This is a genomic window from Paenibacillus sp. FSL M7-0802 (assembly GCF_038004945.1).
Lineage (GTDB): Bacteria > Bacillota > Bacilli > Paenibacillales > Paenibacillaceae > Paenibacillus > Paenibacillus polymyxa_B.
The window spans coordinates 787,919-800,875 of the sequence record NZ_JBBOSD010000001.1 but is presented as its reverse complement, the minus strand read 5'-3'; the positions used below and the strand labels follow the sequence as shown (position 1 = coordinate 800,875).

Below are 12,957 nucleotides of genomic sequence, written 5' to 3'. Positions count from 1 at the left end.
CGATTTCTAAGTGATTTATAGTAGGCTCACAACTTAAATATAAGGATTGTTACTGGTTAAGCAGGCGATACCTAAATGAATGGCAGTGATCATGTTCTTTGATCATACAGGCCTTTCGTTTAGGTATTTTTTTGTTTTCAGGCAATCTGCCCAAGAGGAGAATGAACATGGACCATAAGAAAATGGGCGAAGACATCGTACGTCTCGTTGGAGGAGAAGAAAATATCAATGGGCTTGTCCATTGTGCTACACGACTCCGATTTGACCTGAAGGATTCACGAAAAGCCGAAAGAGAAGCGCTTGAGAAGCACGAGGGGATCATTACAGTTGTTGAAAGCGGAGGACAATTTCAAGTTGTTATTGGCAGCCATGTTGCCTATGTATATGCGGAGATCATGAAAAACAGGAATTTTGAATCGAATTCCTCTACAGCCAGTGAATCTAGTGGTAAAAAAACATCGGTCATATCCACAATCTTTGAAGTCATTTCCGGCAGTTTCTCCCCGTTGATTCCGGCGATGGCGGGCTCGGGGATGATAAAAGCACTCCTGACGGTTTTGACCTTGCTGGGATGGATGTCTGCAACAAGTGATACTTATATGATCCTGTCTGCTGCAGGGAATGCTGTGTTTTACTTTTTGCCGATTTTGCTTGGGATCACGCTTGGTATAAAGCTGAAGGCGAATCCTTATGTAGCTGGTGTGATCGGTGCGGCTCTCATGGAACCCAACTTTACGGGGCTGATGGACAAAGGCTCTGATGTATCGTTTTTAGGAATACCGGTGGTCATGATGAACTACTCCGCCAGTGTTTTCCCGATTTTCATATCCATTAGCATATATGCGTTGGTGGATAAGTTTTTGAAGAAGATCATTCTTAAGGATTTACAACTATTTTTAGTTCCGATGCTGGCTTTGATGATTATGGTTCCGCTATCTGCGATGGCTTTCGGACCTTTCGGTACAGGGGTAGGAGATTGGATTTCTTCAGGTGTGACATGGTTAATCGGTGTAAGTGGCATTTTGTCAGGGATTGTTCTTGGCGGTTTTATGACCTTTATGGTCGTCTTCGGACTTCACTGGGGTTTTACACCCATTACGATTCAAAATATCGGTGTTGGCGGTGATCCGATTGAGGCGATGGCTGCAGCAGCTGTATTTGCTCAAATTGGTGTCGCATTTGGTATCTTCCTGAAGGCGAGAAAAGATAAAACACTTAGAACTCTTGCCGGTTCCACGAGTATTACAGGATTGCTGGCTGGTGTGACAGAGCCGATTGTGTATGGTCTGGTGCTTCGTTATAAACGTGTCATTCCGATTGTCATTATCGCAGGCGCTATAGGCGGAGCTATCAATGGACATTTTGGAGTGAAAATGACGGCTTATGTTTTTCACAACATTTTTGCAATTCCAGTATATACGCCAACCTTAATTTATGTTATCGCCATTGCATGTTCATTTATAGCTGCAACGATGCTGATCCTTATTTTTGGATATGAAAGCAAGGTGAAGGGGGAGGCCCCAGAAACAGTTGAATCCGTGAAAACAGCAGAACCAGAGCCTGTTGTTACAGCAACCAAGGCCGTTGATATCAAGAAAGAAACAATCTACAGCCCGATCACAGGCAGGACCACACCACTGAGTCAAGTGAATGATTCTGCATTTTCTACAGGGGCCATGGGAAAAGGGTTAGCCATTGAACCGTCTGTCGGCGAGGTTGTAGCGCCAATAGATGGAGTCGTAACCTCGCTGTTCCCCACAGGACATGCCATAGGATTGACTTCCAGTGCAGGTACAGAGATATTAATTCATATCGGAATTAACACCGTTGCGCTGAAAGGGAAGCATTTTAATCCAGTGGTTAAAGAGGGCGACAGCGTGAAACAGGGCGATTTGTTAATCCAATTTGACAGGGAGCAGATTATTGAAGCAGGATACGAAATCGTGACGCCTGTCATCGTCACACTTACGCAACATAAAGTGGACGTATTTGAGACAAATCAGGAGCAGATTCAAAAAAATGAAGTATTGTTAACTTTGGTTGTGTGATACTGGCAAGCATCATCATCACATATATGAATTGCGAACATCAGAAGGATATAACTATAACTGGAGGGACTAGATCATGAAACATAATCAATTGAAGGCATTTCCTGAAAATTTTTTCTGGGGAGCTTCCACTTCCGCTTATCAAGTAGAGGGTGCATGGGACGAAGATGGAAAAGGACCTTCTGTCATTGACATGGCTAATCACGTCGAAGGGGTCACTGATTTTAAGGTAACCAGTGATCATTACCATATGTTCAAAGAAGACGTAGCTCTGATGGCTGAAATGGGCTTTAAAGCATATCGTTTCTCTATTGCTTGGACACGTATTTATCCCCAGGGCGCAGGTGAAGTTAATCAGAAGGGAATCGCGTTTTACAGCTCATTAATTGATGAACTAATTAAATACGGGATTGAACCGATTGTTACTATGTATCATTTTGATCTGCCTTATGCTCTTGAAAAACAAGGCGGTTGGTCGAAGAGGGAGACGATTGATGCCTTCGAACAGTATGCCAAAACATTGTTTGAGAACTTTGGAGACAGGGTGAAATATTGGTTAACCATTAATGAGCAGAACATGCTGATTCTCCATCCCGGTTCTATTGGCACATTAGATACAAGTCTCGAAAATCCACAAAGGGTACTGTATCAACAAAATCATCATATGTTAGTCGCGCAGGCGAAAGCAATGGTATTGTGCCATGAAATGCTACCTGACGCGAAAATTGGACCTGCGCCGAATATCGGGGTTATCTATCCAGCCAGTTCCAAGCCGGAAGATACACTGGCGGCTGATAACTATGCAGCCATTCGCAACTGGCTCTATCTGGATATGGCTGTATTTGGCCGTTACAATCACATTGCGTGGAGCTATTTGGTCGAGAAAGGCTATGAGCCTGTCATTGAAGAAGGGGATATGGACATTTTAGCGAAGGGGAACCCGGACTTTATCGCATTTAATTATTATACCTCTCAAACCGTAGGAGAAAGTTTAGATGACGGAAATGATTTTTCACATACAGGAGATCAGCATGAAATTGTGGGTGAACCCGGAGCGTACCGAGGTTCCATCAACCCCAACCTGCAAACGACGGAGTTTGGTTGGGAGATTGATCCGGTCGGCTTTAGAACCACATTACGCCAAATTTATTCTCGCTACCACTTGCCTTTAATCGTGACAGAGAACGGCTTGGGCGCTTTTGACAAGCTTGAAGAAGGGGATGTAGTGAATGATCCTTACCGCATTGACTTTTTCAAGAAACATATCGAGCAGATTCAACTGGCTATTACAGACGGTGTAGAAGTATTCGGCTTCTGTCCGTGGTCTGCGATTGATCTTGTTAGTACCCATCAGGGCTCCAGCAAGCGTTACGGTTTTATCTATGTGGATCGTGAGGAGTTTGATCTCAAGGATCTGCGTCGTATTCGTAAACAAAGCTTCTATTGGTATCAAAAGCTGATCTCCACAAACGGTGAAATTCGTTAATTAAAGTATCATAACTAGAGCACCTCCCTGAATGGAAGATTTTCATTTAGGGAGGTGTTTATATTTTTTAAACCTTAGGGGGAGAGGCTGATTTCATTTAAGCAACAACTATCCCTTTTCCAGAAGTGTAATTATGTATTATATAATAGAAGAAACACAAACGGAAAGGACATTATGCATTGACCTTACAACAATTAAAATATGTCATTGAGGTTGCCAATCGTGGCTCCATGAATGAGGCGGCGAAGCGATTGTTCATTTCCCAGCCCAGTCTGTCGAACGCGATTCGTGATTTGGAGGAAGAAATTCATATCACCATTTTTGAGCGTACCAATAAGGGGATTTCTTTGTCCAAGGAAGGCGTGGAATTCCTCGGTTATGCACGTCAGGTCGTTGAGCAGGCGGAGCTGCTGGAAAGTCGCTATCTGGATGCCAAGCCTTCACCACAGCATTTTGCTGTGTCCACGCAGCATTACGCTTTTGCTGTAAATGCATTCGTAAATCTGGTGAATCAATATGGTCAAGAAGAGTATGAATTGGCTTTACGAGAGACCAAAACCCATGAAATCATACAGGATGTCAAAAGCCTGCGCAGTGAGATTGGAATCCTGTATCTGAACGAATTTAACGCCAAGGTCATTAACAAGCTGCTAAAAGATGCGAATCTGCAATTCAATAGCCTGTTTACGGCCAAGCCGCATATTTTTATCAGTGCCAATAATCCGCTATCCCGACAGTCTATCGTGACCATTGATCAGCTTCATCCGTATCCGTATTTGTCCTTTGAACAAGGGGAGTACAATTCCTTTCACTTTTCCGAGGAGATTCTCAGTACGTTATCGCATCCCAAAAGCATTCGTGTCCATGACCGGGCGACCCTTTTTAATTTGCTCATTGGCTTGAACGGCTATACGATTTCTACCGGGGTGATCAGTGCGGATCTGAACGGTAACGACATTATTTCCGTCCCTCTGGAATGTGATGAGTCTATTAATGTGGGATGGATTTGCCATAAAAACGCTGCGCTCTCCAAGCTGGCTACCGTCTATGTAGAAGCGTTGCATGAGGCGATAGGGGAATAAAAGGTTGGGTATAGCCTTAGGCTATAACTAGCTATAGTTTATTGGAGTTACCTTATAACTGAAAATGTATGTTATCTTTCTTACAAGAACTTCACTACAGAAGCGAAAAAGGAGATAACCCTAATGAGCAGCATCCTTGACAATGCATCCCAACGTAAAGTGACCCCTTTTAGACATGATATGGTCGGCAGCTTTTTGCGCCCGCAAGCGATTAAAGACGCCAGAATTCAATTTCAAAATAATGAAATCTCTGCGGACGAGCTGAGAAAGATTGAAGATAACGAAATTATCAAGCTAGTGGAAAAGCAAAAATCGGTAGGACTTCAAGCCGTGACAGACGGTGAATTCAGACGCTCCTGGTGGCATCTTGATTTTATGTGGGGTCTGGACGGCGTGGAAAAGGTACAGCTTTCGAACGGCTACCAATTCCAGGGTGTGGAAACAAGAGCGGAAACCGCACGCTTGTCCGGTAAAATCGGACATTCCCGTCATCCTTTCATTGAAGATTTCAAATTCCTGAAGCAAGTAGCAGGTGAGGATGCCATCGCGCGCCAAACGATCCCGGCACCTGCGCAATTTCTGGCTGAGCTGTTGCGTGGCGAAAATAAAGAAACAACCGACACGTATTACAGCAATCTGGATGAGCTGGTGACGGATATCGCCAAAGCCTACAAATCCGTGATTCAAGCGTTGTACAATGAGGGCTGCCGCAGCTTACAGCTGGATGATTGCACATGGGGTATGCTCTGTGATAAAAACTATTGGGAAGCTAGACAGCATGCGGGTGAGAATGTGGAAGATACCAAAAAGCTGTTTGCCCGTGTGAATCAGGAAACGGTGAATGATCTCCCAGCCGATTTGGTCGTTACGACCCACGTATGTCGTGGTAACTACCATTCCACCTGGGCATCATCTGGCGGCTATGAGCCTGTAGCCGAAACTCTGTTCGGCATCGACAACATCGACGGCTACTATCTCGAATTCGATACCGACCGTGCAGGTGATTTCACACCGCTTAAGCATCTGAAAGATCAAAAGCAGGTCGTACTGGGCCTCGTTTCCTCCAAAACAGGTGAACTGGAAGACAAGCAGACGGTCATTAATCGTATTAAGGAAGCGACTCAATTCGTCGACATCAACCACATCTGCCTCAGCCCACAATGCGGCTTCGCTTCGACAGAAGAGGGCAATATTCTGACAGAAGAGCAGCAGTGGAAAAAGCTTGCTTTCATTAAAGAGATTGCGGACGAGATTTGGAAGTAAGGGTTATAGGGAGTTAATATAGCTTTCCAGTGAACTCAACGAGCTACGACAACAGACTCTGATATTAAAGGATAGAAGAGATAGAGGATTAGCAAGCGAAGATCAAGGACCGTGTAGATGAGATTATTCAAATTTCAAACAATCGGCAAGCTATACTAGAACAATTTGTTGATAACCTAATTAATGCGTTGGTGGAGAAGATCACGACTCTCTTACCAGTGCATTTTGTTTTTACCTTGAAATGTGGAATGAGCATAGATGAAATATTGGACTAACAAAATCATAGGTGGCGTAATGCTTCTTGAAACCAATCTGGCCAACTTGACATGGGAAACAGTTGTAGAATTAGTCGGCTCTGGACTTACTGGAGCAGCATCAGCGGCTGGAGTGGTTAATGATCGTTCACAAGCTAGATCTAGTCTTAAACAAGCATATAATTATATTCAACGTATGTAATTTTCGAATGAAGAGTAATAAAATTAGCAAAGGTGATATTAAACCTTTGCTAATTTTATTTTAAAGGGGGAACATGCAAATATGGTTTTCGTTATTATCTCGATAGTATCTTTCTTACTACTATTTTTTCTGATTTATAGAATTATTAAATATAAGACAAGGAAATATAACCGTGAAAATTTTGGGCTATCATTAATTATGCTTCTTATTCTAGGAGGAAGAATATATACCAATACAGGAGAATCTAATCTAAAACCCTTGCTAATAGGTTATACATTTTTGTTCTCTGTTTTATTATTAATTTTTTTATTTGGCATGATTCGTAAGAAAAATAGTAAGCAATGAACGGAAGACCGTTTTAATGGTCGTCGTTGGACTTTTTATGTAGTGAATTTTTATTATGAAAAATCAAATAAGGGAAAACATCGAGGCCTCCATGCTCTAGTGATCAGATCGGTCAATATGCCGGCCTTATATTGAAGGGATTGTTTTCCTAGTTAGTAAGCCATCCGCTAAGGTTGTCACTGCTCGAACCACGACCAGTTCTTTGCCTTGTCCAATTGTAAGGTGATGAGGTCGCCCATCGCATAGTATTGCAGACTTTCGATCATGTAGGTGACATACGAGCCAGCACGTTCTCCCGGCTTTTTTACATCCAGCTCATGAAATGTTTTTCGTACACGATAAAATACATCCTGCTCTACCTTATGTTGCTTGCCTTCTAGCATCCCGAAGAAAACCTTGGGCGAGGCTGCGCTTACCTCTGGCACAAGTACGGAGCCAAAGCGAGAGGCGAGACGTTTTAAAAACGCCCAATCCGTCTCCTCATATTGTAAAACAAATGTATCCAGCTTGGTATAATTAGTTACGGTATCAATGGCATCTCCGTACTGATATTTTCGAACCAGTGCTGTGACCAGATCATCATAAGTACGGTGAATATCTTGATAGGAGCGTCTTTTACGTTTAATATCCATCTGGTATGAATGGGAAGCGGCCTCCAGTTCAAATGTATACACGCCTCGCACACAGTGTACGGACATACGTGTAACAATCCCATGGAACAGCCTTCTCAGCGATTGTCCCTGATCATTCAACTGACGAATCACAATCGGCTCTTGCTCCATATTTTGACCGATACAAGCGGCTCCCTGTTCTTCAGAGAGCATGCCACTGATATGTAAATAGACATGATCGTTAATGGTACGTGTTATTTGAAGTTGATCGATGTGTAGGGGCTGAAAGGGACCATAAAAGCGTAGGCTTTCATATCCGATCCCATCTGATAATACGCTCAAGTGAGTTCATGACTCCTTTCTAGATGCGATGGCTGATTACAAAAGTAAAGTGCAGTATTTTTAATTCGAGTCTGACTAATAGAAGAAATGGATGAATACAACTTTGAGTCAAGACCTATATGTATCACTGAGTTTGTTGGGTATAAAGTTACGAGATGTGATATTTAAATAACAGTCCAGCATATGTATTTATCGGTTAAAAGAGAGATTTAGTTTACAGAATGACCCATTGATTGGTGTATTTACTATGTGTATTTTTGGAAGTAGGAGAAATGCGAGGGGGTTAAGTTGTGTACAGTGGCGGTTATTATCAATACTTTCATTACTCAACTGATCGGATATCTGTGTAAACAAAAAAACGTATTTAGTTTACTCGACTAAATACGTTTTTTCCTTTTAAAAATGCATATTTATGTTTTAGCTACGACTTCCGAATGAACCCACATATGTAAGATCATTGCTGTCAATGACTTGACCTGGAGTTACAAAAGCCTCTTTATTTGGAGTATAGTGACCGATAATATAGTCTGTGTCATAGTTTCCATAATAGAATGCTTGCCAAATAAATTTAGAGCAGTAATTAGGGTTTATAGTTTTAAGTTGAAAGTTATCCCAAGAATAAATAGGTATATGGTAACTTGTTACCGAAGAGTAATTGTTTTGTGCCCAATAAGCTGCGTTACGGCCATGAGTCGCTCTATAGACAGCGATTGATTCACCAGCCTTATGCCTCGTTTGGTAATAAGAAATGGTATCCCTTTTTCCGCCTTCTCCTTGATTATCATTAACTGCATTTACATGATAAACCATATAATCAGGTCCAATGATACCAACATGTCCAACAATCATTGCGCTTCCGCCTAATGCTTTTGATGAATAAAGTACATCTCCTACCTTAACTCTGATATTGGTTCCTGGGTAGGTTGAATCTGGCTCTAACGCTGATGGAGAAAAGTCATACGTGGCCTCTGGAGCACTTATTGAAGGATCAACTTCTGGAGCACTTACAGAAGGATTAACCTCAGGAGCACTTATAGAAGGGTCAACTTCAGGAGCACTTACAGAAGGATTAACCTCAGGAGCACTTACAGAAGGATTAACCTCGGAAGCACTTACAGACGTTATACCAAAAAAAGAGGTAAAGAAGAGAAGCATTAGTAGAGCAGGTAAAAAAACTTTTATTTTTTTCATAATGTACCGCCATTTTCCATAAATTTAATTGCAATACTTATTATACACAGAATGTACTGGAAGTAAATAGAATAATAAGGTATGATTATCCTAAAAGAAGATTTGTTTGTTTGAATAAGATGAGGGAGATGAAAAATTGAATTTTTATAATAATAGAGTGGTTCAGATATTAAGCGTAATACTCTATCCCATTTCGGCATTCATCATATTAAGTAATGGTGATAAGATAGTTTCATGGGGTATACCAGCAGTCATTGCAATTTTGTTTTGTTTTCTTTGGAAAAATGTTCGACATCTAATGATTTCCAATGCATTGTTATGGATTTTATCAGTACCAATTTGGTTGTTTTTGATTGAGGGAGGGCAGGGAGCAGAAGTTTTCATTGCATCTTTACCATTCATCATACCCCTATATATATTTATTGTGTTTCTACCAGAAATTATAATTGTTTTGATTAGGAATTTCCTTCTCAATAAGTTTAGACGGTAGCGTCAAGAACTATGTGTAAATGAAAATAACCTTTCTTGTAGAAGTTGGTATTCATCTTTGCTGGTGAACATGATGAGTCCGCTACAGAAGGGCAACCAATGGATTTATGCTCGCTTGTCAGAGACTCACGTTATCTGATTGCCTCGGATTGTAGTCATAGACTATGTTTAGAGAACAGCCCCGATTAATCAATGATTCTATTCTTTTCGATAGACATGCTATTTCTGCTCATAAGTATATTCTTTCCATCGTCTCGACACACGTGGAGTGCGTGGTAGTAATATACGGGAAGATATACTGGAGAAAGGCCTCGCTATAAGGTGCAGTAATATTTGATCTCTCATCATATTGGAGTGTGGAGACAACCATAGTCGAAGAACCCACCTGTATTTAAGAAACGGGTGGGTTTATTTGATTTTCATAATTTTGAAAACAAAAAAATCTTTTTTAATTTGTAATTTCCCTTATCACATTCCTCGCCAAACGTACTTTCTCTGGACTCGACTTTTTGAGCATCGTAATAATTTCTATAATATCTTCATCAGACTCCACAATTTTGGGGTCCTCGCTTACATATGAAAACAACTGAACTAAGTTTACGTCTAGTGCTTTTGCAATTTTAGCTACATTTATCAAAGAAACATTCTTTTCTCCACGTTCGATCTGTCCAATGTATGTAAAATGAAATCCACCTTTTTCCCCAAGAGCTTCTTGTGAGAGGCCTTTTTCTTTGCGTAACACTCTTATTCTAGCCCCAACTAGCTTTAGTACTTCTTTGTCCTGCATTTATCTACACCCCTTCATACTAAAAAGTGTAGTCAAGATTTTCTTGGGTAAACATGAGATTAAGAATCGTATATTCAGCATTGATTATATCTATAAGTATTATTTTAGAGTATAATAAGACTATTCTTAAAATTCTCTGGAGGAATAGATATGAAAGAAGCTCCTTCTACCTTTATTCCAAGTCCCACCCAACCATCCAGACCTTCACAACACCTACATAATTCAATAACCGATTTCCACACTCTATCCCAATACCACATGAAACTAGCCCAAATCCTGTACAAGCACAATCAAGTCCAATGCTGCATTATCCTATGTGACTGGGCGTTGACTTCCAAGTTAAAAGCACTATATATGAAAGAAAACAACAGCCTTTTCCCCCCCGGATTCCTGTCCATGACTGATCTGCTGCACTTATTACATACCGAAACCAACCCGGGATTGGATGTTGTTGTATTTATAGGTACCACTCAATTTCTTTCATCCCAGTTAGAAACCCCGCTCCTTCAAAAAATGAAGTACAAGGATGTGAGCAGGTTACTGCGAAGAACGGACGACATTCTCTGCCAGTTGTCATCCCGAGTGATTAGCGATCCATCCGAGACGTATCAGTCCATTTTCTGAATAGCCCTTCCATGGCAAATAAACTTGCCAATTCGCCCTGTCGTAATCCGCTTTTCTTCATACGATAAGAGTAAGCTTTAACGCAAGGAGGGATTCAGACATGGGTGAAGTAGGTTACGGTGGAGCATGGACATCCACAGGAGCGATTTTGGTATTGTTCATTTTGTTGGTGATTATTACTAAGTCGTTTCTGATCTAACAGCAGGTTAGCATCGCTTAAATCCACAAATCGGCCTTCTTTCACGACATCGTGAGGGAGGGCTTTTTTATGCAGAATGGGTGTTAGTCCTGCATGTTGTCTGGTTCTGCAAGCATTGTTATACTTTACATACAGGGAGATTTTCCCTCAAGTATATAGCAATACGGATAGCGTAAGACGTGGAAAAACGGAAATTCGCTGACCAAAATCAGGAGGATCGGATGATGAATATGGCAAGCAGTCCATTTCAATTTACGACAGACACGGCGACTCTCTGCCTATTTGATACGCAAGCACTTAAGCATCGTTTGGACGATGATCCGGATTGGTGGTCCATCGAAGAGGACGAGCTGGGCGAGTTGAATGCGGGAAATGTAGCTTTTTTGAATCTGGGAGCCGACGGGACCTATGAGGTTGTGATGACAGATCATATTGACAAGCCTGCTGTACGACTGTTTTTGAAGGTTCCCTCAGGTAACCTATTTATTGGAGCAGGGGAGGAAGCCACAAGTGGTGGACTGGAGCCTGAATGTGTATGGGGAGGGACGTTCCTTTCTGTGCAACCGGGACTTTATGAATGCTTGGCGAGCAGAGAAGACAATCGTATTTATCTTTCTTTAAAAAAAGGAAGCGAAGGCACCAATAGCTTTACGGGTCTGATTCGATTGTAGGTTGCAGGATCAACCCGTAATGGCCCATACAAGCCACCTGAACAGGTGGAAGCAGGAACAACCGGAACCGGGGGAAAATGGAAAAAGGGCTATCCCCACGGCTTACAGATCCGTGAAGGCAGCCCTTTATCCGTCTATTGATACTTTACAATAATGGCATTGCTGATTTGGCGGCCGGGTGTGGTGAGGTAGGAGCCGTTGTGATACAGCCCGCTGGAAGCACCGCCGTCCAGATTCATGGCCTGATAAGCTCCGGCCTGTTTCATCATTTGGGCGAGCTGCGGTATAGTCGCTCCGCTTGTGGTCAGGAGGATCAGCTTATGATCCCGACTCATTCCTATTGCGCTGCGGGCGCCGCCGCCTGTTAATATTTTAGGGTCCTTGAAGCCTTCGGCTTTGACATTTAGGGAAACCTGTCCGTTCGTGACCAGACGAGGCCCGGCTTGCAGGGCACCTTCGATGTTACCTTGGCTTAATCTTTGTTCAAAGGCAGAACCTGACACCAGTTCAGCTAAACGGTTAGCATCGTAGGTGAAGACCGTCCGTTGGTCGCCGGAGCTTTTTTTCAACATCTTTCCGTGACTGACCAGGTAGCCGTAAGGCGTTTTGTAGGAGCTTTTGGTATAGGCGTCAAAGAATGTACCATTTATGGCTACAACCGCTTGATTACGTTTGGCGAGACTGCTTAAGTCTTCCACTTTGCCGATAGTATTGCCTGCCAGAGCCACATCCAGGCTTACCTTGGGATGGAGCATAGAGATGGTGACCACCTTAGCGGAAAAGGTACGAGATCCGACCTTGAAGCTTTTATGAGCCGTCGTAATGGGTGTAGTATTTCCGGGTAGCTTACCAGTAAGTACCGGAAGCGTGACGGACGTTGTACCCTGTTTAATGCGTACAGCTGAGGTTTCCTTTTGCCATGAGATTTGCAGGTTTAAATATTGGCTGATGAACTGCAAGGGGACATAGGTCGAACCATTATCGGTAAAAGGAGCATTTTGCAAACGGACCGTTTGATCGTTCACTTTGGCAGTAGATTTTCCGGCAAATAGGGTAATCCGAGTATTGCCTTGCGCAATTTCTATTTTTTTGTCCGCTGCCGTCATGTTGAGTGTGATCCCTTCATAGCTGTTCAGGAGACGAAGCGGGATGAAGGAGTGGTTACTCTGGTCCACATAGACCAGCATAGGTGCTGGGGCAGCAGCGTAGATCGGGGATACAAGTAATAGCAAGGACAGGATAACAAGTGCGGTGATTCTTTTCATGAATAGATCAATCTCCTTATGTAGTCTTGACACTTTACGAGGTGCTTGTAATTATATCGGGTTTTATAAGTTGTAAATGTATGTTATGCGAATTTTGA

The 12,957-nt window shown here is 42.3% G+C and carries 12 protein-coding genes and 1 pseudogene; 8 read left to right on the top strand and 5 right to left on the bottom strand.

The features are described 5' to 3' along the window. Positions 1–167: 167 nt before the first annotated feature. The 5 genes from MHB54_RS04010 to MHB54_RS03990 all read left to right on the top strand — a co-directional run bounded on the left by MHB54_RS04010 (position 168) and on the right by MHB54_RS03990 (position 6,335). On the top strand, positions 168–2,048 hold the full coding sequence (locus MHB54_RS04010) for a beta-glucoside-specific PTS transporter subunit IIABC (RefSeq protein ID WP_264453945.1): 1,881 nt from the start codon (positions 168–170) through the stop codon (positions 2,046–2,048). A gap of 76 nt (positions 2,049–2,124) precedes the next feature. After that, positions 2,125–3,534 carry a glycoside hydrolase family 1 protein gene (locus MHB54_RS04005; protein ID WP_023987953.1) on the top strand — a complete coding sequence of 470 codons (1,410 nt, stop codon included), beginning with the start codon at positions 2,125–2,127 and terminating at the stop codon, positions 3,532–3,534. A 179-nt stretch (positions 3,535–3,713) separates the two neighbouring features. Next, positions 3,714–4,616, top strand: a complete 903-nt coding sequence (locus tag MHB54_RS04000; RefSeq protein ID WP_023987954.1) for a LysR family transcriptional regulator — start codon at positions 3,714–3,716, stop codon at positions 4,614–4,616. 123 nt (positions 4,617–4,739) lie between these two features. Further along, positions 4,740–5,879 (top strand): 5-methyltetrahydropteroyltriglutamate--homocysteine S-methyltransferase, encoded by a 1,140-nt coding sequence (locus MHB54_RS03995; RefSeq protein WP_023987955.1) that lies wholly within the window; start codon positions 4,740–4,742, stop codon positions 5,877–5,879. 258 nt (positions 5,880–6,137) lie between these two features. Further along, on the top strand, positions 6,138–6,335 hold the full coding sequence (locus tag MHB54_RS03990) for a hypothetical protein (RefSeq protein WP_143109547.1): 198 nt from the start codon (positions 6,138–6,140) through the stop codon (positions 6,333–6,335). Positions 6,336–6,833: 498 nt separating this feature from the next. Here MHB54_RS03990 and MHB54_RS03985 read toward each other — a convergent pair. The 4 genes and pseudogenes from MHB54_RS03985 to MHB54_RS03970 form a co-directional block, all read right to left on the bottom strand. Further along, positions 6,834–7,633 (bottom strand): annotated as a pseudogene (locus MHB54_RS03985) (contractile injection system protein, VgrG/Pvc8 family); the annotation flags it as partial. Between the two features lie 417 nt (positions 7,634–8,050). Next, positions 8,051–8,824 (bottom strand): hypothetical protein, encoded by a 774-nt coding sequence (locus MHB54_RS03980; RefSeq protein WP_340981394.1) that lies wholly within the window; start codon positions 8,822–8,824, stop codon positions 8,051–8,053. A gap of 183 nt (positions 8,825–9,007) precedes the next feature. Continuing rightward, the gene (locus MHB54_RS03975) at positions 9,008–9,229 is read right to left on the bottom strand and encodes a hypothetical protein (protein WP_158451761.1); all 222 of its coding nucleotides are present in this window, start codon (positions 9,227–9,229) and stop codon (positions 9,008–9,010) included. 532 nt (positions 9,230–9,761) lie between these two features. After that, the gene (locus tag MHB54_RS03970) at positions 9,762–10,100 is read right to left on the bottom strand and encodes a helix-turn-helix domain-containing protein (protein WP_023987960.1); all 339 of its coding nucleotides are present in this window, start codon (positions 10,098–10,100) and stop codon (positions 9,762–9,764) included. A 396-nt stretch (positions 10,101–10,496) separates the two neighbouring features. On the opposite strand from MHB54_RS03970, the gene MHB54_RS03965 reads away from it, so the two are divergent. From MHB54_RS03965 to MHB54_RS03955, 3 genes are all read left to right on the top strand, one after another. Next, entirely contained in the window at positions 10,497–10,724 is a 228-nt protein-coding gene (locus MHB54_RS03965) for a hypothetical protein (RefSeq protein ID WP_226887705.1), read from the top strand. Positions 10,725–10,824: 100 nt separating this feature from the next. Further along, positions 10,825–10,923: a hypothetical protein gene (locus tag MHB54_RS03960; protein ID WP_014599622.1), complete on the top strand. Its 99-nt coding sequence runs from the start codon at positions 10,825–10,827 to the stop codon at positions 10,921–10,923. 221 nt (positions 10,924–11,144) lie between these two features. After that, on the top strand, positions 11,145–11,594 hold the full coding sequence (locus MHB54_RS03955; protein ID WP_023987962.1) for a DUF6386 family protein: 450 nt from the start codon (positions 11,145–11,147) through the stop codon (positions 11,592–11,594). 134 nt (positions 11,595–11,728) lie between these two features. Here the strand turns inward: MHB54_RS03955 and MHB54_RS03950 are convergent, their stop codons facing one another. Next, entirely contained in the window at positions 11,729–12,859 is a 1,131-nt protein-coding gene (locus MHB54_RS03950) for a phosphodiester glycosidase family protein (RefSeq protein ID WP_053325129.1), read from the bottom strand. Positions 12,860–12,957: the final 98 nt, after the last annotated feature.

Coding starts and splice junctions, on each gene's coding strand:
- MHB54_RS03955 (WP_023987962.1), top strand. CDS start 11,145: ATGATGAATATGGCAAGCAGTCCATTTCAATTTACGACAGACACGGCG.
- MHB54_RS03995 (WP_023987955.1), top strand. CDS start 4,740: ATGAGCAGCATCCTTGACAATGCATCCCAACGTAAAGTGACCCCTTTT.
- MHB54_RS03970 (WP_023987960.1), bottom strand. CDS start 10,100: ATGCAGGACAAAGAAGTACTAAAGCTAGTTGGGGCTAGAATAAGAGTG.
- MHB54_RS03990 (WP_143109547.1), top strand. CDS start 6,138: ATGAAATATTGGACTAACAAAATCATAGGTGGCGTAATGCTTCTTGAA.
- MHB54_RS04010 (WP_264453945.1), top strand. CDS start 168: ATGGACCATAAGAAAATGGGCGAAGACATCGTACGTCTCGTTGGAGGA.
- MHB54_RS04005 (WP_023987953.1), top strand. CDS start 2,125: ATGAAACATAATCAATTGAAGGCATTTCCTGAAAATTTTTTCTGGGGA.
- MHB54_RS03950 (WP_053325129.1), bottom strand. CDS start 12,859: ATGAAAAGAATCACCGCACTTGTTATCCTGTCCTTGCTATTACTTGTA.
- MHB54_RS03975 (WP_158451761.1), bottom strand. CDS start 9,229: ATGATGAATGGTAAAGATGCAATGAAAACTTCTGCTCCCTGCCCTCCC.
- MHB54_RS03980 (WP_340981394.1), bottom strand. CDS start 8,824: ATGAAAAAAATAAAAGTTTTTTTACCTGCTCTACTAATGCTTCTCTTC.
- MHB54_RS03965 (WP_226887705.1), top strand. CDS start 10,497: ATGACTGATCTGCTGCACTTATTACATACCGAAACCAACCCGGGATTG.
- MHB54_RS03960 (WP_014599622.1), top strand. CDS start 10,825: ATGGGTGAAGTAGGTTACGGTGGAGCATGGACATCCACAGGAGCGATT.